Origin of the sequence: Lysinibacillus louembei (assembly GCF_033880585.1) — a bacterium.
GTDB classification, from domain to species: Bacteria; Bacillota; Bacilli; order Bacillales_A; family Planococcaceae; genus Metasolibacillus; species Metasolibacillus louembei.
This window is the reverse complement of the sequence record NZ_CP137624.1, coordinates 2690803-2709521: the sequence shown is the minus strand read 5'-3', so window position 1 is coordinate 2709521 and position 18719 is coordinate 2690803. Positions and strand designations below refer to the sequence as shown.

Here is an 18719-nt window from a genome sequence, read left to right as displayed (position 1 = left end):
CTCCATCTGCATCGCAAGGTACATGCCTTATGATGTAGAATATTTGAAATGTTGTGCTATAGCAATCTGTTATTGCTAAAACTAAAAAAATGCATCAATAGTCTTCAGTAAGCCATGTTTTGTTCCTGTGTACTCAAACAGCGAATCGCCTCGTACGCTCAGGTAGTAATCATCTATCTACAGGCGTTTGCCTGTCCCTCCAGCCGTTCAATTCCTTTTGGAGAGTGCCCCTACCATAATTTGGGTTTCTCACTCGCGGGGTTTACCTCGTTCCACCTTGCTTGTTTCCAAGCAAGCTCCGTCACTGTGGCACCTTCAGAAAGTTTCTACCATATCATAAGACTTAGGTATTCCTTTCGCCGTCAAGCATCTGCTTGCCTTACCTTATTTTTTCGGTAAGCACGAACACTACGGTCATCTCAGAGCCGTGTGAGCATGGACTTTCCTCTACATCTTATAAGATGCAGCGATTACTCGAATTTCTTGATGTCGAACTATATTATACTTGACACATGTCAGAAAAGCAACTGTATCGTTTATTCAGAAAGCTTGCTACCAAAAACATGCTTTTCTAAATTGGATAAGCGCTTTAAAATATCGAAATTTGTATTTGGCGTTGGTGTTTGGACAGTCGCTTGTCTGCGTGTACTATTTTCTAAGTCTGCCTTTAAGCGCTCATTTTCAGCACGTAGCTCATTTAGCTGCTTTTCAAACGCATCGTAGTCCTCCATAATTTGGTCTAAAAATTGATCAACTTGCTCGATGCTGTAGCCTTTCATGCTCTTTTTAAATTCTTTTTCTAAAATAATTTTTGAGTTTAATTTTATCATTCGTATCATTCGCTATAGATAAGCTTCTTCATCTCATCTATATAGCGTTCTCCTTCCTACTATATTGCTTCTATTATCTATTTTTATTGCGAAGTCATGCGTACAATTGATGGACGCCCCTTCTATACAATCCTTAGAGCTATATTATAGCATATGAAGTGTGTTGTATACGAATATCATCGGCTATTGTTTTTTATTTTGAATACGTTCATAACGTTTCTGCCATTTTATTAAGTGCTTTTCTTTTTGCTCTGTCGAAAAGTCGCTTTGTTCAATAAGCTGAAGCCCCTTTTCCACATAAAAAAGTGCCGCTTCATATTTTTTTATTTGATGCTCATGTAGCATGGATAGCTGCTCATAGGCTTGTATTTTTTGGCGCTGCGAGATGCCTACTACTGACGCCTCAAAGCTTTTAACAGCATCGGTATAGCGACCGAGACGCTTATGCTGGAAGGCTAAATAAAAGTGAGCTAATGCCGTCTCACTCTGTTGGTAGTTTTCCGTTACATTCGTTAATACATATTCGCTTGCAACTTGCTGCTTTAAATCGCCATACCATTTCCCGATATTTGTATAGGTAACAGCTGATTCTTGCTCACTTGTAAATAGCAGCTTCGTTTGATGAATATACAGAGTGATGAGCGATAACAAATCCCATTCATTATGCTGGAGCACTTTCATTAACGTGTCAGCTTGCCCGCTCTTCACTGCATCGAAATAAATAATTGGCGCTAAATGCCCTGGAATATCTCCTTGTCTTTTAAAGCCAAGCTTATCCTCCTCAACCTGTACAAGCTTCATCTTTTCTAAATCATTTTTCCACAAACGCTTAGAGCTATGCAATAAATCGATATGTTTTTGCTCTTTCAATGACGGTAAGGTTTGACGATTCAATGTCCAGCGCGTTTCAAGCTGCGGCCAATCAAAGCTTTTACCATTATAAGAAACGAGCGTTACACTTCGCTGCCAAAGCTTTGATTCAAACAGCATCGCTACCTCGTTCGCTGGATCGGCTAGCACATATTGAGTCAGCACAAATTCATCCTCATCCTGCTCTAAAAAGCCTAGCAAAAAAATATGTGTGCCAGTGCCTTTCAAGCCTGTTGTTTCCGTGTCCCAAAAAATGATTTGTTCGTCTGTATGTAACGCATATGGGTGCTCTACATTGGCATTTTCCCATGCTTCAAGTGCCATCGTTAATTCCCCAAGCGTATAATGCCCATGCTTATAATCAAATGGATAGCGCACTTCACGCTTAAACAAAACACCAAAATCATTGTCGATAACTGTTAAGCCAGCCTGCTGCCATGCTGCTTTGTAAATCGGTGGTGCAGGTTTGATAAATTTAGGCTTCTCCTCCGTTTCAGCTGTTGTCTTTTTCCCTAGCATTTTTTTCATTTGTAGTATTTTATTTTCATAAGACATGTTTTATCACATCATTTCTCTTCTCTTATTTATAGATTGATGATAACAAATGAAAAAGAAGCTGGTCAACAAACCCTATAACTGCATTTACCCAATAAAGAAAGCATTCTTTAACATCATGCTTGTACCTTATTAGAGAAATGGGTTCTCGATATAAGGTCCTTTGATTGTAATACGCATTAATTGGGTTGCCATAAATTTAGGGGTATAAGGCATATCATTTTCCAACCACCAGATAACTACTTCTAGAAAGGCTGCTGCATAAAAGCGTATAGCCATATCACGTGGCACTGTTAGCTTTTGATCATCCGGCTCCATAAAATGAATCCCACTTGAAACAAAATCTATAATAATTTCTTTTAAGCCTGCTGCAAAATAAGGAATATTCTTTTCTGTAAGATAGACCTTATAGAGCTTACTATTGATAGCAATCTGCTCAAACAAATGCATAAATGTCTCATGTGGCTGATTATAATTTCGCAATAAATCAAAACTCGCCCTATCTTCAAATGGTGGCCGAATACTGCCTACTAGCTCCTGTAAAATCTCCTCTGAGCTTTGATAAAGTAAATCTAGCTTATCGCGATAATGTAAATAAAAAGTCGCACGGTTCAAGGTTGCTCGTCGTGTAATATCCTGTACAGTAATCTTCTCATAGCCTTGTTCATCAATTAATTCCACCAGTGCATCTCTCAATAGTTGGCGCGTTCTGATGACGCGAGGGTCCAATTTTTTCGACATTTCTAAGCTCCTTGTATTAAATTTCTCACTTTAACAACATAATAACAAAAGATGTTGCTAATACAGCGTAATCAATCGTACTGTCGTTTGCTCTTTTTAAAGAGACGGTTATAATTATATTAACGACATGGTGTCGATAATACAACTAGTTGTTAATATGTTCGTAATTTATTCATTGATAATGAAAGGGAGTTTTAGCATGGGTCGTTTAAATGGAAAAGTAGCAATTATTACTGGGGCAGCAATGGGGATGGGCGCATCTGAGGCAAAATTATTTGCTCAAGAAGGTGCAAAGGTTATCGCCACAGATGTACAAATTGAGCCATTAACAAACTTAGTGCAAGAAATTAAAGACAATGGCGGAGATATTATCGGGCTGCAACATAATGTAACCTCTGAAGACGAGTGGAAAGCAGTCATTGCGGAAGCTGTGAAAGCGTATGGCAAAGTAGATATCCTTGTGAACAATGCTGGGGTTTCCTCACCAAAAACGATTGCCAATATGGAAATGGATGAATGGAATAAAGTGATGGATATTAACCTCAATGGCTGTGTTATTGGGATGAAATATGTCATTCCTGAAATGCAAAAAGCTGGTGGTGGCTCTATCATCAATATTTCTTCTATCGGTGGGATTGTCGGCATGGCTGGTACCAGTCCATATACAGCGGCAAAAGGAGCACTTCGTGTACTATCTAAATCGGCTGCTATTGAGTACGGTAAAGATAAAATTCGTGTGAATTCGGTTCATCCAGGCATTATTGTCACACCAATGACTGCACCGACGATGGAGGAAGGTGGCGCATTGCCTTATTATCAAGCATATACGCAATTGCCATACTTCGGTGAGCCTGAGGATGTTGCCTATGGTGTTGTTTTCCTAGCATCTGATGAATCTCGCTTTATGACAGGCTCAGAGCTAGTCATTGATGGTGGCTGGACAGCTATTTAATTGTAACTAACATAGAGAGACAAGGGTTGTTTGGAAAGGTAGGTTTCCAAACAACCTTTTATCAAGTCAGGGGAATTAATAAATGATTAGATGAAACGATATGTTTTATTACATAGTAAAAACAGGCTAAGCGCTGAATCTCTAGCCTGCTTTACTTATTGATTATTTTGTAAAAATCTCCTGACGATTTTCATCAATAAAATATGTGTGAGATCTCGCTGCCTCTTCAATTTCACCAAATGCCCAGTGTGTTGCTTTTACATCTGGGAAGCTTGGCATTGTAATACCTTGTAATGGTCCGCGCTCAAACATACGGTTTAACATTGCTACAGCTTGCGCACGTGTTAAAGGCTCATTGGGTGCGAAACTACCATCCTCTCGTCCATTGATAATGCCCGCCGTGCGATTCGCTTCGATAATCCATTGTGCCCAATGACCTTTCGTATCATTAAATGTAAGTGCAACATTTTCTGCGATAGGCAGTTGCTTAAACTTCGCAACGACAGCTGCCATTTGAGCACGTGTCATATTTTCACCTACACGGAAGTACCCATTATCTCCATTCATTATGCCACGCTCTTTCACAAAGGCAATAGCGCCTGCTGCATAATGATCGCTTGGAATATCCTTGAATGGTGCTGTGTCTACCGTCTCACCTGTATAGCCTAAAATACGCGCAATCATTGTTGCTACTTGAACACGTGTCACATTTTTATCTGGCCCAAATGTGCCATCTGGGAAACCTTTAATGTAGGCTTCATGATGATACATATTCTGCTCTTCTTTAGTTTCTACTTGAATAATTGTAAATGTACTGAATTTCTCCACTGTAAAGCGTAACCCTAGCGTACCCTTTGCCACTGTTACGACCTCAGGGATGACCACTTTTTTCTCCCCATCGGAATGTTCAATAAAGATAGCTAGTTGTTTCAGAAATGCCTCACGCGTAATTGTATCTGTTGGGATTTCCACGCCTTTTAATGGCAATGTTAGCTGTACAGGTCGACTTGGCATATTCGTCTCAATTACCATCGGACGTCCTATTACATGTACATCATTACTTTGAAGTGCATCACGTACTACACGCTCTGTACGTGCACGCTCCTCAATAATTTGGCGTTCACTTTCTTTTTTCACTGGTACTAAATTGAAATAGAAATTATCATTAATACCATCCATTGAGCTATAAGGTGTCATGATACGCCCGTTCTCTGTAGTAATTTCCAATGATAATCTATTTTCACGTAATAATTGTAGAGATTGCTTTGGAATTTCTACCGTTACTTTAGTTACTTCATCATGGACATCTGGAATAATAATACGAACAATGTTATTACCACTTTGTTTCGCTTTTTCTATCGCTTGCTTCGTATCAGCTTCTGATAGTGCTACATAGTCGGTGATTTCACCGTTGGCATGTTTTGTGCGTTCAATTTCTACCATTACTGTTTCCAGTGGGTTAACACCATCAACTTCTAATGCCACTTTGATTTTCGTTATTGTCGTGCTTGGGTTAACTATTGATGGCGTTTGGATTGGACCTGGTAGCGGATATGGAGCTATAGCAGCTACTGGCGTCACTATATTTGATACCAAGGATTCCCCGCTACTTCCTACCCCATTCGTTGCGACTACTTTAAATGTATATGCCGTTCCGTTCGCTAAACCATTTACTACGATAGGACTTGATGTTCCTGTTTTTGCTAACATCGGCTGCTCTACTCCATTTATATACACTTTAACTGTATATCCAGTAATCGGATCGCCCCCATTACTTGTTGGAGCATCAAAGCTTACAGTTACGAAACCATTCCCTGCTGTTGCTCGCACATTCGTTGGCACGCCAGGAGTAGTTACAGAAATGGGGTTAATCACCTGCGTTACTGTAAATGTCATGGGTGTTAGGTTCGTCGCACTTACTGTTACTGTGGCTGTATAGGTGCCTGCTGCTAATCCATCCTTCGCTTTCACCGTAAATGTCGTACTATCTGCACTTGTTAAGTTTGTCACTAACGGTTGGGTAATTGTAAAATCATTCGCGTTACTGCCACTTAATGCTACCTCTATATTGGCTAAATCACCTGTTGCTGTGTTGGTAATTGTTAATAGCTTTGTTTCCTGTGTGTTGCTTGGGTAACCTGCTATCAATGCGGTGAAGCTTTGATTGCCAATTGGATCAATCGTGTACATTGACGCTGGGCTGACCACCTGTGTTACTGTAAATGTCACTGGTGCTAGATTTGTTGCTGTTACGGTTACTGTAGCTGTATAGGTGCCTGCCGCTAAATCATCCTTCGCTTTCACCGTAAATGTTGTACTGTCTGCACTTAGTAAGTTTGTTATTAACGGTTGTGTTATTTCAAAATCACTTGCATTACTACCACTTAACGCTACATCTACATTCGACAAGATACCTGTTCCCGTATTCGTGATTGATATTGACTTCATTTCTTGTGTGTTACTTGCATAACCTTCTGTCAATACGGAAAACGTTTGGTCACTAATCGTATCGATTGTATATGTTGAGGCTGGGTTGACCACCTGTGTCACAGTAAATGTGACAGGTGTTAAATTTGTTGCATTGACTGTTACCGTTGCTGTATAGGTTCCTGCTGTTAAGTCATCCTTCGCTTTCACGGTAAACGTTGTGTTGCCTGCACTAGCTAAGTTTGTCACTAATGGCTGTGTAATTTCAAAATCACTTGCATTAGGACCGCTTAATGCTACATCTAGATTCAACAAACTGCCTGTTCCTGTATTTGTAATTGGCACTGCTTTTGTTTCTTGTGTGCCACTTGTATAACCTTCTGTTAAGACAGGGAACGTTTGGTCATTAATCGTATCAATTGTATGCGTTGGAGCTGGATCGACTATCTGCGTCACGGTAAATGTCACTGGCGTCGTTAGGTTTGTCGCATTGACTGTTACCGTTGCTGTATAGGTGCCTTCCGCTAATCCATTCTTTGCTTTCACTGTAAATGCTGTATTGCTCGCACTTGCTAAGTTTGTCACTAGTGGTTGCGTAATCTCAAAATCACTTGCATTAGGACCGCTTAATGTTACACCTAGATTCGCCAAATTGCCTGTTCCTGTATTGGTAATCGTCATTGACTTGATTTCTTGTGTATCATTTGGATAACCTTCTGTTAAGCCAGTGAATGTTTGATTACTAATGGCATCAATTGTATACGTTGGCACTGGATTGACAACCTGCGTCACAGTAAACGTCACTGGTGTTGTCAGGTTTGTCGCATTAACTGTTACTGTTGCCGTATACGTACCTTCCGCTAATCCATCCTTTGCCTTCACTGTAAAGGCGGTACTATCTGTACTTGGTAAGCTTGTCAACGTTGGCTGTGTAATTTCAAAATCACTCGCATTGGTGCCACTTAACCCTACTGTTATACCCGACAAGCTGCCTGTTCCTGTATTCGTAATTGGCACTGTTTTTGTTTCTTGTGAACCACTTGTATAACCCGCTGTCAGTGCCGTGAACGTTTGATTGCTAATCTCATCAATTGTATACGTTGGGGCTGGGTTGACAACCTGTGTCACAGTAAATGTTACCGATGTTAGGCTTGCTGCATTGACCGTCACTGTTGCTGTATAGGTACCTGTCGCTAAGCCGTCCTTTGCCTTCACTTCAAATGTGGTGCTACCTGTACTTGGTAAACTTGCCAATGATGGTTGTGTTATTTCAAACGCATTCGCATTGGCACCACTTAATGCTACTGCTACATCCGTCAAGCTGCCTGTTCCTGTATTCGTAATTGTTAATGTCTTTGTTTCCTGTGTGTTGTTTGGATAACCTGCTGTCAGTGCCGTAAAGGTTTGATTTCCTATGGCTTCAATCGTGTACGTTGGTGCTGCTCTATTCACTGTAATCGTATACGTTTTTGTTGTGTTATTTTGTGCTGTTACAAGTATTGTGATGGGATTGGATCCAACATTTAAAGGAATGCTCCCACTCGCTTGACCACTTGTTACAGTTACACCATCCACTGTTACTGTTGCAGTACTATCAGCTACTGTTGGTGTAACCTGAATACTTTCTACATTTGTAGCAACATTTACTGTATAACCTACTGTCGCTGATGCAAAACTTGGGGTCAGCACTCCTGTCGAAAGAGTTAAATTGCTTAAATTAGAATTATTACTTAGCGCTACTGTCGTAAAAGATTGATTATCTCCATAGCTCGTACCTACAGAGTTTGTTGCATAAGCTCGGTAATGGTATGTTGTATTTGGGCTTAACCCACTTAGATTAGCAGTAAAGGCACCTGTTGATCCTGTTGTCGTTCTTTTATCATTACTTGTCGTCGGATTTGTAGTCGTTGCATAGACGATTCCACGCTCTGTAATCGCTGCCCCTCCATCCGCTATCACATTTCCACCAACCATTGCCTCTGTTGTTGTTATATTCGATGCTGGTGTGCTTGTCGTAACAGTTGGCGCACTAGCAGGAATAGCTGTTGTCACTGACTGCATTGTATAGGCAGTTTTGTTTCCCATTGCATCTTTAACAATGACATTAAAATAATAAGTCGTACTAGGTGATAAGCCCGTTACATTAAACGTAGCGATATCTTTGGTAAACCCGCTTCCTAATGGTGTTCCATTTGCTTCGATATTGCTAACCGTATTAATATTATTGCTGCTAGATTGATAGACAAGATACTCTAAATCGCCTTGTGCTGTCACATTGTCTGTTGCCTTTGTCCATCCTAGTGTGACACCTGTTGTGCTGATATTTGAAGAACTAATCACTCCATTTGATACTATAGGAGGTTGCGTATCACAAGTACTTACATTGGCAATTGTGATGTTTTCGAAGTTTAAACTACTTGAATCTATAAGATTACTATTACTGTCTGTTCCTAATTGATATTTAATTTCTAGGTTTGCAACTCCTGTGTAATTAAATTGTGTCCCATTATTCAAAAGCGTACTTAATTGAGTGATAACTCCATATCCTTCTATTCCGTCGTGATTCGAAATTTCATGTGTTCCAAGTACATCTCCATTTATGTCTTTTATGACCAAAGAAAATTTAGTTAATTTCGTTTTAGGTGTCTGAAAATAAAGACTTACTCCTAAATCTTTAAACGTGAATGTTTTGCACGTGCTGGCCCACCTTGATTTAATGATGAGAAGAGCCTCTTCTCCTTGCACACCATTTTCTTTATACAGTTGTGTTCCATCCACTGCAAAACCATTACTAATAGCAAACTTATCCGAAAAAGTTGTAAAGCCTATCTCCGCACTGTTAGGTATTCCAACAACTCCACCAAAATCATACGTACCATCGGCAGTTCCATTCGCAGCAGCCTGCACTTCTTTAATAGGCATATAGTTCACTGAAGAAATCATCAAGATCAATACAACCAAAATACGAAAATAAAATCTTATTTTTTCATGTAAAATCTTACTCTTTCTCTTACTTGTTTTTAAATTCTTGGATAGATTCATAGTTCCACCCTCTCAAAATTCTTTTTACCCTCTAGATGGAAACTCACCATATAAACAAATAATATAATTCATCACCAAGAAGGGCTGCATATTATTATGCGGCTGATTTCCACCTGTTAAACCTAAAGCTTGTGGGTTCATTGCAACATTTACTGTCGCATCGTATATTGGTTCTGGTACTTTACTTCTCCCAGTTACCGCCACTGACCACAATTGATTCTCTGGATTTCCCGATGTTCCAGCGCCCTCTAAAGCTGCTGGCGCATGTGTATGTGCAGGTATTTGTGTTGATAAAAGCGTCACAGTTGGTGCACCAACGATTTGACCAACCTGTCGTTCTGTTAATCCCGCTCCTTGCCCTTGATTCATTGGAGCAGCCCCCATCAAATTCGGTAGCGCAAAGGTTGTCTTGCCATCTCCTCCATATTGCACACCTAATATCGAAAAGAGCGCTGTATTTTGCTGAATACTCATCAATTGACCATTACATAATGCCCAGCCTTTTGGTGCAAAATTTCCTGCAAAAACTCTTATTTCACCAATATATGCATCTGCCATTTGTACTCACTCCCTTCCTTTAACTTCTTGATGGATAAATTCCTTGTACAGCAATACAAAAACGGACAGCTAAATAAGGCTGCATATTATCATGTGCTTGCCCGCCTCCCGTAGCAGATATTGCTGCCTGGTTCATTGCTACAGTTGGGCCAGTTGCGTATAAATTATCCTTTTGAGCCCATACATTCCCTTGAGGAGAAGTAGCACTTGCAGGAATAGATGAACCGTAAGCCTGATGCGTATGTTGCGGCATTTCATTCACCGTTAAAGTATGTGCCGCTTCACCCGCCTTTGTTCCTAATGATAATGAAGAACTAACATGAATTGGTACACGCCCTCGCAAATCCGGTAAAGCAAATGTCGTTCTACCATCCCCTCCATAAACTGTACCTAACAGTGAGTATAATGCTTGATATTGCTGAATCTGAAGCACTTGCCCTTCGCAAGATAACCAGCCTCTTGGTGCATAGTTAAGCGGAAATATCCGAACTTCACCTAAATATGGTTCTGCCATTTAAATCCTCCTTTCTTCTTCAACTTTTTTATGATTGGGAAGGAAATACCCCATATAACGAAATAATGAAAGAAATAGCTACTGTTGGCATCATGTTATTATGTGGCTGATTGCCACCCACACTTGAGCTAGCATGTGCATTCATTGCAACTGGTGTTAGTGGATGTCCAGCTCCATCTTTATCATTTGAATAGTTTGAATATCCGCTCGTCGTTGCCCACAGCATATTGTCTGGCGATGCTGTATTTCCAACAGCGGTTGTAGCTTGGGCAATATGTGTATGATTTGGCATTTGGCTCGTAGTTAAGGTAACTGTTTCTGTACCACCTACGGCACCTAAAGAGTACTGTGGATTAATGTGAATTGGTACACGTCCCCTTAAATCTGGTAACCCGAAAGTAGTTTGACCGTCCCCTCCATATGTTGTTCCTATTAAAACAAACAGTGCTTCATTTTCTGCAATACTAAGTAATTGACCATTACATAAAGCCCAACCTTGGGGAGCATAATTCCCCGCAAACATACGAATTTCTCCTACATATGATTCACTCATTTATTTTCACCTCCTTTCAACTTCTTCATTAAATGATTCAAATCGCATGGCAATATAAGGAGCAATTTCTTCTGTAACGTAAAATCCACATCGCTCATATAGATGCCTAGCAGGATTTTCCTGTAGTACATGCAATGTAACAGACCCTCTCTGAGTAGCTGCATTGCTTTGTAATTGCTTTAATATCTTAGTTCCATAGCCTTTCCCTCTATGATTAGGTAATAAGGAAATATCTATTAAATGAATATTCCGACCTTTAATTTCAGTCATCACTCTGCCAATTGGCAATCCCTCATGATAAATAATTTCATGCTTGGCTTGTGGAAATTTATTTTGATACGATCTCTTTTGTGCTTCGAATTGCATATATAACAAAGCTTGTAATTGCTGCTCATCTAGTGCTAGCATTGAAAATTCATGCTTTCGCGTAGTAGCATATAGCTCAAAAAGAAATGCATCATCTTCGGTTACAACATTTCTAGTCTGCAATATCATACACCCCCATTTCATTTATAAAGTGAAGCTACCTATCAAGGCTTTTACAGATGATTTATTACACAAGCACAGCCTGTTCATTCAAAATCAAACCACATTACTATAATTATAATTTTGGTTTTTCTGCTTGTTTAATAGATAAAAATTGTACAATCGTACTCTAGCTTTGTTATCCAACTCTCTATTATTATATTAAATTCTTAGCTATATAAATGTTAAGAATATTTAAAGTAAATCAATTTGTTTTCTCAAATATGTAATAATACACTGCATAAAATAAAATTTTTATTATTAATAACAAACTCCTATTGATTTCCAATTATATAATACTTCTTTAGTTACAACAGCCTATGCCCTCAGTATAATGGTATTTAATGTTAATATCAATCAAATAATTGTTTATATTGTTAAAATAAATCATTTAAATTGTACATTGAGTTGTTTCTTTCTCTTGTTTGGCTGTTATCTAGAGTCATTGTATAAAGCAAAGGTTAAAATTAGGTTAAAAAATAAAAGATTTTTGAAAAAAATTTGATTTTTTTAACATTTTACAAAATCACAGTTGAAGATTAAGAAGGAGAGCAGCCCTCTTTTTCTTAAAAATGCTTATCTTACTCTAGAGAAATAGAAGACTCTTGCTAATTCAAGTTAAACTAAAAAAGCCGATTTACACCGAATTATTTCGTGTAAATCGACTATCCGTAATTAATCTCTTTTCCCTTACATCATCTCTGCTAATAGATCTCCCATCACCTGCACAACTCGCTTTTTCCCATCATTCAAATTGTCCTGTGCTCCAATACAAGATGGACAGCCGCTTTGACATGGACAGCTTGTAACATGCTGAATTGTTCGCTCCAGAAGTGGTAAAATTAAATCATACACCTTTTCACTTAACCCAATGCCACCTGGATAGCTATCATAAATAAACAAGGTTGGGCGCTCATTGTGCACCGCCTTCACCTGTGGCACAACAGATACATCGCTACGATCACAGTGAATAAAGAGCGGGATAAAGGAATGCATCGCGTACGCAACCCCATTTAATGCGTCTGTCATCATTTCCTCTGACCAGTTTTCAGGCAAGTCGAAGGAAAGCCATGTTGCATTTGTATGCATTTCCATTGGCGGGATTGTAATAGGACCAGAGCCGATATTATCGTGTGTGCCGAAGCGAATCTTTTTGAAAATAGTCGGAATCGCCAAAATCCCCACATCGCCGTAGCTTACTGTTGTCGTTTTCAGCTGTGCCACTTTATCCTCTTCCAGCACTTTCAGCTCCACCGCTAAATTAGCATCTGTAAAATAATCGACATCCACCTCTGTGACATATGCTTTTTTCTCCTCCCAATCGAGCTCCTCTACTTGGAATTGTGTGCCTTGGTGGATATAAATGGCTTCCTCATGCAGTAGTGTCATGGCGCTATACGTGTCCATTTCACCAATGACACGCGTCTTTGTCGGTGTTGTTTTATCAATAATAACGACATTTTCTTGAGCAGCTGAACGTAAGCTAATATCATGTGCTGGGAAGCGGTCGCTCATCCAATGCCATTGCGTCGAGGTTTTAACGAGGACACCTTCCTCTGCTAAATAAGCTAACAGCTCCTGTACCATAAACTCACCATATGTATCATCTATTGAAAATGGTAGCTCAAAGGCGGCACATTTTAAGTGTGCCATTAAAATCAATATATTTTCAGGATTAATATTCGCTTGCTCTGGCTCGCTTCCTAATAAATAAGTAGGATGATTGACAACATATTGATCAAGCGCTGTCGATTGTGCGACATAAATAATTAGTGCCTCATCCTGCCGTCTTCCTGCACGCCCCGCCTGCTGCCATGCGCTGGCAATATTGCCTGGATAGCCTGTCATAATACATGCTTGTAGCTGCCCAATATCGACGCCAAGCTCTAATGCATTTGTACTGACAACCATTTGAATCGTTCCATCGCGCAAGCCTTTTTCAATTTGACGACGCTCGCTTGGCAAATAACCACCACGATAGCCTTGAATCGAATGGTCTGCAATTTTTTTCGCTGTCAATGACTTTAAATAAGTAACGAGCATTTCAACACGTACTCTTGATTTCGCAAAAATAATTGTTTGAATGCCTGCTTCAAATAAACGAGCGGATAAATCGCGCACTTCTAATACTGAGCTTCTACGCACACCAAATGTTGGGTGGATAATCGGTGGATTATAAAAAATAAACGTTTTTTTGCCCACAGGTGCGCCTGATTTTTCAATTAATGCGTGCTTTGTATTTGTTAAGCTTTCTGCTAGTTCACGTGGATTGCGAATCGTTGCAGATGTGCAAATAATCGTTGGACTACTTCCATAAAAAGCACAAATACGCTGTAAACGGCGAATCACATGTGCCACATGACTACCAAACACCCCTTTATATGTATGTAGCTCATCAATCACGATATATTTTAAGTTTTCAAAAAGGGCTACCCATTTCGTATGATGTGGCAAAATACCCGAATGCAGCATATCAGGGTTCGTCATGACAATATGCCCTGCTTTGCGAATCTTTTGACGGATGCCTGGTGCTGTGTCTCCATCGTATGTATAGCTTAAAATATCCTCATCCATTAGCCCAATTAACTCATTCAAATCGGATTTTTGATCTTGCGCCAAGGCCTTTGTTGGAAATAAATAAATGGCACGTGCCGATTTATTTTGTAAAATGGTCTGTAAAACAGGCAAATGATAGCAATATGATTTACCTGAAGCAGTCGGTGTAATAGCAGTAAAGGATTGCTGCTGCATTGCGTAATCAAACGCTTCACGCTGATGTGTATAAAGCCGTTCAATCCCTCTTGCATGCAATGCCTTTTGAATGGAGGGATGAAGCTTCTCAGGAAAATCTGCATAGCGAGCGGGCTGTGCCTCTAACGTATGCCAATGCTGAATATTTTGCTTTAGCTCCTCATCATATCGCCATGCCTGCAATAGCTCAGAAATCGTCTTCTTCTTGTTGTACATTCATTTCCCCCTCCTTTAAATAGCGTAGCATTGTAGAGAGCGTGTAGTGCACAGAATGTATCGATTGCAAAAATCTTTTTTTGCTCGTTTCCTTATAAAAAGACTGCACAATAAATTGCTCCATCGCATCTACAACTTGGTTAATTTGCTGTGTATGCATATATTTTGGCTGATGTTTTACGCGCCATTCCGTTGCAAGCTGCTGCCACAGTTGTAATTGTTCATGAATATGATCTGCATATGGCTTTACTTCTGAAAAAAAATCAGGCTGTAAATTAAATTCGCGCATGTGAAAGAAACGGTTTTTCGCTTCCTCACATTGCGTTATTAAATAGGATGTTAGTTCGATTAACTGCATTGTACACCTCAAGTTATATTTATTATGATTCAGTAGAAAACGCGGTGGTGCGATAAATACTAAGATGCTCCTTTCATTCAGTGGGTGTCCAAACACCCACTGAATCCTAATAAAGCTTCTGACGCAATTACACCAAGGCGTAATTGATTATAATGATAGCTATCCATTCAGCGGGTGCTGAATGAAAACGCCAATGAATATGACAAAACTACATCAACATATTATTGATTATATTTAGTGTACCAAATCTTCTCGGGAATCACTAGCAATTAGGGGAACGTGTATTCTTTACTTGTATTTGTTTTTCTGCTAAGCTTACTTTTTGATAGGCTGTTGTGATTTTTTGTGAAAATTGAAGGGTGAGCATTGCACGTTGTTGTTCTACTGCGGTGTCTAACAATTGTGTTGCCTGTTCAATACTGGCAATAAGCGCTTGAAGCCTTGTCATGGTATGCCTCCTCTCATCGGTACTTTATTGTTTCAAGAGAGGTTTAAAAAATCCTTGTCCATCGCAAAACTAGACAATAAAAGCTAAAAATATGCATTTCGAAAGGGTGAAAATGATGATTCGCTATCCAAATGGAAAGCCTTATAAAGCGGGTACAGAGGAAGTGCAGAAGCCGAAAAAGAAGCAGGCCTTAAAAGATATTAATTTCGGTAATCGTGGTAAAACATTAGAAGATGACCTAAACGAAACGAATAGCTATTATTTGCAGCGACAAATTGCTAATATTCACAAGAAACCTGTTCCAATCCAAATCGTCAAAGTAGAGTACCCATCGAGAAGTGCTGCTGTCATTCGTGAAGCCTACTTCCGCACACCTTCAACAACGGACTATAATGGTGTATGGAATGGCTATTATTTAGATTTTGAAGCAAAGGAAACTGAAAATAAAACATCCTTTCCTTTAAAAAATATACATGCACACCAATTAGAACATATGAAAAATGTTATACTACAAAAAGGGATTGCTTTTTTTATTATTCGTTTTTCAAGATTAGATCGCTATTTTATTACACCATTTCCTATCGTGGAAAACGCATGGCAGCAAATGGAGCAAGGTGGGCGCAAATCGATACCATTGCAACAATTTGAAGCACAAGCAATTGAAATCAAACCAAGCTACCAGCCACGCATTGACTATTTGCAGGCGGTACAACAATTTGTGTGCGAAAGCTTCACAATTATGGAAAACACTCAAAGTGAGGAGATTAAACGTGACTGAACGTAAACTTACACGCGAAGATATAAAAAAACAGCGTCAACAGCAAAAAAATAAAAAAAAGCAGCCAGGCTTTAAAATTTGGTTAAAGCGCATCGTTTTAACGATTGTTTTGATCGGTGTGCTAGGCTTTTTAGGTGGCGCTGGGCTATTTGCTTATTATGCAAGCAGCGCACCTGAACTCAATGAAGAGCTATTAAAATACCCTGTATCATCTGAGTTTTATGATATTAATGGAGAATTGTTCGCCACAATTGGGCAAGAAAGCCGGAAGTACGTAAAATTCGAGGATATTCCAGATGAAATGGTTTCTGCCATTTTAGCGACAGAGGATGTTCGCTTCTTTGATCATTTCGGTATCGATTTATGGCGTCTTGGTGGCGCAGTAGTTGCCAATTTTAGACATGGCTTCGGCTCACAGGGTGGTAGTACAATTACCCAGCAAGTTGTTAAAAATTCATTTTTATCTAAAGATAAAAAATTAAAGCGTAAAGCGCAGGAAGCTTGGCTTGCCATTCAATTAGAGCGCCAATATTCTAAAGAAGAAATTTTTGAAATGTACTTTAATAAAATTTTAATGTCCGGTCGTGTATATGGCTTCGGGCAAGCATCTGAATTTTTTTATGGCAAGCCATTAAACGAACTATCATTAGACCAAATGGCTACGCTGGCGGGTATGCCACAAAGTCCAAATGCTTACAATCCATTTAAATACCCAGAGCGTGCTGAAAAAAGACGTGATATTGTACTTAGCTTAATGGTACAGCATAAAAAAATTACACAGGCACAGGCAGACGAAGCGAAAAAATTAACAGTGGCAGAGCGCGTTTTGCCAGAAGATGAACGCAAACCAGCAACTGTCACAAACTACCCTGCCTTCCTTGATGTTGTGCTATCAGAGTTGGAGAGCAATGGAGATAAGGATGCACTGGCAGAAGGAATAAAGGTCTATACAACGCTTGACCCGAATGCTCAAAAAACAGTGGAATCTATTATGAATAACGATGCAAACTTTATGACGGAAAAAATTCAGTCAGGAGTTGCTGTTATTGATACGAAAACAGGTGAAATCCGCGCAATTGGTGGCGGTCGCAATTACGGTATTGAGGTTAGCTTTGGCTATAACTATGCTTATGATTTAGTGACGCGTGCACCTGGCTCAACGATGAAACCTTTAATCGACTATGCACCAGCAATTGAATATTTAAAATGGTCAACAGGCCAAACATTGGTCGATGAGCCAATGAAATATACAGGTACAAACCAAACGATTACAAACTGGGATAATAAATATGGAGGCACGATGACAGCACGCCAAGCGCTGTACACATCACGTAATGTTCCTGCTGTTAAAACATTGCAGGCAGTCGGTACAGACAAAGCGAAAAACTTTGTTTCACGTTTAGGTATCGATGTGGATTATGTTGTGGAATCTGACGCCATCGGTGGTGGTCGCATCAATATTTCACCTATTCAAATGGCAGCTGCCTATGCTGCATTGGGCAATAATGGTATTTACACTGCACCACATGCCATTACAAAAATCGTTTATCGAGATGGCTCAACATCCGATGAATATAAACCAAAAGAAACCATTGCCATGAGCGATTACACCGCTTATATGGTGACAGATATGCTACGCGATGTTGTAGGCAATAAGCCAAACGCATCCGGTACTGCTGCTAATGTCCCTGGACTTGATATTGCAGGTAAAACAGGAACAACAAACTATTCAGCTGATGAGTTTTCGAAATATAACTTACCAAGCTCAGCCGTTCCTGATTCTTGGTTTGCTGGCTATACAACAAATTATTCTATTGCTATTTGGAGTGGCTATGAGCAGCGTTCTGATGCCATTACAACATGGGAAGAGCGCCGCTTACCGCAAACTTTATTTAAATCAATTATGTCAGAGATATCATCGTCTGTTGAAACAGCTCGCTTTACCCAACCAAGCTCTGTTGTTTCTGCAACGGTTGAAGTTGGTACATCACCGTTAAAATTAGCAAGTGAATTCACACCTGAAAACTTGCGTATGACGGAGCTATTTGTGAAAGGCACAGAGCCGAAGGAAGTATCAGATACATTTGAGCAGCTCGAATTAAGCGCACCATTTAATTTGAAGGCAAATTATAATGACCTTGCTCAAGCAATCGATTTAACTTGGGAGCATCAAGCACCTGAAACAACTGAGGAAGAATCGCCTGTACCAATTACCTTTGAAGTAACGATGGCAATTGATGGTGGGGAGCCTGCAATTATTTCGACATCAAGTGCGAATTATTTCACGATTCCAGCTATTGAAATCGGACATGATTATGTATTTACAGTAACAGCTATTTCAGATGATGTACGCAGTGAACCAGCTTCTGTATCCCTTTATATCGAAGGCTTACCAGATGAGCCTGAGGAGGAAGATAATTGGGAGGAGCCTAGTACCGAGGAGCCGGTTGAACCAATTGAACCGAGCAATCCTGAGGAACCAACAGAACCTGTTGACCCAGGAACAGACACAGAGGATGGTAGTAACAACGGACAAGTGACACCTCCAACAACGCCTAGTGAACCAGATAACGAAGGCGGTACTGGTGGAGAATAGAAGAA

Annotated in this window: 14 protein-coding genes and 1 other RNA gene; 3 read left to right on the top strand and 12 right to left on the bottom strand. The window is 39.8% G+C overall.

Annotation, left to right across the window (positions count from 1 at the left end; all coding sequences use genetic code 11):
- Window positions 1–103: 103 nt before the first annotated feature.
- The 4 genes from rnpB to R6U77_RS13465 all read right to left on the bottom strand — a co-directional run bounded on the left by rnpB (window position 104) and on the right by R6U77_RS13465 (window position 2996).
- An RNA gene (gene rnpB / locus R6U77_RS13480) (RNase P RNA component class B) lies at window positions 104–482 on the bottom strand.
- Window positions 483–536: 54 nt separating this feature from the next.
- Window positions 537–839, bottom strand: coding sequence for a cell division regulator GpsB (gpsB, locus tag R6U77_RS13475; RefSeq protein ID WP_293920593.1), 303 nt, complete (start codon window positions 837–839; stop codon window positions 537–539).
- Window positions 840–1013: 174 nt separating this feature from the next.
- Complete coding sequence (locus R6U77_RS13470; RefSeq protein WP_319836022.1) at window positions 1014–2255, bottom strand: ribonuclease H-like domain-containing protein; 1242 nt, start codon at window positions 2253–2255, stop codon at window positions 1014–1016.
- Window positions 2256–2387: 132 nt separating this feature from the next.
- Window positions 2388–2996 (bottom strand): TetR/AcrR family transcriptional regulator, encoded by a 609-nt coding sequence (locus R6U77_RS13465; protein ID WP_319836021.1) that lies wholly within the window; start codon window positions 2994–2996, stop codon window positions 2388–2390.
- 199 nt (window positions 2997–3195) lie between these two features.
- Here R6U77_RS13465 and R6U77_RS13460 point away from each other — a divergent pair, with 199 nt between their 5' ends.
- The gene (locus tag R6U77_RS13460) at window positions 3196–3948 is read left to right on the top strand and encodes a glucose 1-dehydrogenase (RefSeq protein ID WP_319836020.1); all 753 of its coding nucleotides are present in this window, start codon (window positions 3196–3198) and stop codon (window positions 3946–3948) included.
- A gap of 162 nt (window positions 3949–4110) precedes the next feature.
- Here the strand turns inward: R6U77_RS13460 and R6U77_RS13455 are convergent, their stop codons facing one another.
- The 8 genes from R6U77_RS13455 to R6U77_RS13420 all read right to left on the bottom strand — a co-directional run bounded on the left by R6U77_RS13455 (window position 4111) and on the right by R6U77_RS13420 (window position 15340).
- Window positions 4111–9318, bottom strand: a complete 5208-nt coding sequence (locus tag R6U77_RS13455; RefSeq protein WP_319838378.1) for an S-layer homology domain-containing protein — start codon at window positions 9316–9318, stop codon at window positions 4111–4113.
- A 123-nt stretch (window positions 9319–9441) separates the two neighbouring features.
- Window positions 9442–9975 carry a phage tail protein gene (locus R6U77_RS13450; protein ID WP_319836019.1) on the bottom strand — a complete coding sequence of 178 codons (534 nt, stop codon included), beginning with the start codon at window positions 9973–9975 and terminating at the stop codon, window positions 9442–9444.
- Window positions 9976–9994: 19 nt separating this feature from the next.
- Window positions 9995–10489 carry a phage tail protein gene (locus tag R6U77_RS13445; protein ID WP_319836018.1) on the bottom strand — a complete coding sequence of 165 codons (495 nt, stop codon included), beginning with the start codon at window positions 10487–10489 and terminating at the stop codon, window positions 9995–9997.
- Between the two features lie 28 nt (window positions 10490–10517).
- Window positions 10518–11042 (bottom strand): phage tail protein, encoded by a 525-nt coding sequence (locus R6U77_RS13440; protein WP_319836017.1) that lies wholly within the window; start codon window positions 11040–11042, stop codon window positions 10518–10520.
- A 6-nt stretch (window positions 11043–11048) separates the two neighbouring features.
- The gene (locus tag R6U77_RS13435; RefSeq protein ID WP_406601046.1) at window positions 11049–11531 is read right to left on the bottom strand and encodes a GNAT family N-acetyltransferase; all 483 of its coding nucleotides are present in this window, start codon (window positions 11529–11531) and stop codon (window positions 11049–11051) included.
- A gap of 726 nt (window positions 11532–12257) precedes the next feature.
- Entirely contained in the window at window positions 12258–14534 is a 2277-nt protein-coding gene (locus R6U77_RS13430) for a DEAD/DEAH box helicase (protein WP_319836015.1), read from the bottom strand.
- The gene (locus tag R6U77_RS13425; protein ID WP_319836014.1) at window positions 14506–14892 is read right to left on the bottom strand and encodes a YppE family protein; all 387 of its coding nucleotides are present in this window, start codon (window positions 14890–14892) and stop codon (window positions 14506–14508) included. The genes R6U77_RS13430 and R6U77_RS13425 overlap by 29 nt, the downstream gene beginning before the upstream one ends.
- Before the next feature lie 262 nt (window positions 14893–15154).
- Window positions 15155–15340, bottom strand: a complete 186-nt coding sequence (locus R6U77_RS13420) for a hypothetical protein (protein WP_319836013.1) — start codon at window positions 15338–15340, stop codon at window positions 15155–15157.
- A gap of 112 nt (window positions 15341–15452) precedes the next feature.
- Here R6U77_RS13420 and recU point away from each other — a divergent pair, with 112 nt between their 5' ends.
- Together recU and R6U77_RS13410 are read left to right on the top strand one after the other, a co-directional pair.
- The gene (recU, locus tag R6U77_RS13415; RefSeq protein ID WP_319836012.1) at window positions 15453–16118 is read left to right on the top strand and encodes a Holliday junction resolvase RecU; all 666 of its coding nucleotides are present in this window, start codon (window positions 15453–15455) and stop codon (window positions 16116–16118) included.
- The gene (locus tag R6U77_RS13410) at window positions 16111–18714 is read left to right on the top strand and encodes a transglycosylase domain-containing protein (RefSeq protein ID WP_319836011.1); all 2604 of its coding nucleotides are present in this window, start codon (window positions 16111–16113) and stop codon (window positions 18712–18714) included. Before recU ends, R6U77_RS13410 begins: the two co-directional genes overlap by 8 nt.
- Window positions 18715–18719: the final 5 nt, after the last annotated feature.

Coding starts and splice junctions, on each gene's coding strand:
- R6U77_RS13425 (WP_319836014.1), bottom strand. CDS start 14,892: ATGCAGTTAATCGAACTAACATCCTATTTAATAACGCAATGTGAGGAA.
- recU (WP_319836012.1), top strand. CDS start 15,453: ATGATGATTCGCTATCCAAATGGAAAGCCTTATAAAGCGGGTACAGAG.
- R6U77_RS13420 (WP_319836013.1), bottom strand. CDS start 15,340: ATGACAAGGCTTCAAGCGCTTATTGCCAGTATTGAACAGGCAACACAA.
- R6U77_RS13450 (WP_319836019.1), bottom strand. CDS start 9,975: ATGGCAGATGCATATATTGGTGAAATAAGAGTTTTTGCAGGAAATTTT.
- R6U77_RS13455 (WP_319838378.1), bottom strand. CDS start 9,318: ATGATTTCTTCAGTGAACTATATGCCTATTAAAGAAGTGCAGGCTGCT.
- gpsB (WP_293920593.1), bottom strand. CDS start 839: ATGATACGAATGATAAAATTAAACTCAAAAATTATTTTAGAAAAAGAA.
- R6U77_RS13445 (WP_319836018.1), bottom strand. CDS start 10,489: ATGGCAGAACCATATTTAGGTGAAGTTCGGATATTTCCGCTTAACTAT.
- R6U77_RS13460 (WP_319836020.1), top strand. CDS start 3,196: ATGGGTCGTTTAAATGGAAAAGTAGCAATTATTACTGGGGCAGCAATG.
- R6U77_RS13470 (WP_319836022.1), bottom strand. CDS start 2,255: ATGTCTTATGAAAATAAAATACTACAAATGAAAAAAATGCTAGGGAAA.
- R6U77_RS13440 (WP_319836017.1), bottom strand. CDS start 11,042: ATGAGTGAATCATATGTAGGAGAAATTCGTATGTTTGCGGGGAATTAT.
- R6U77_RS13430 (WP_319836015.1), bottom strand. CDS start 14,534: ATGTACAACAAGAAGAAGACGATTTCTGAGCTATTGCAGGCATGGCGA.
- R6U77_RS13465 (WP_319836021.1), bottom strand. CDS start 2,996: ATGTCGAAAAAATTGGACCCTCGCGTCATCAGAACGCGCCAACTATTG.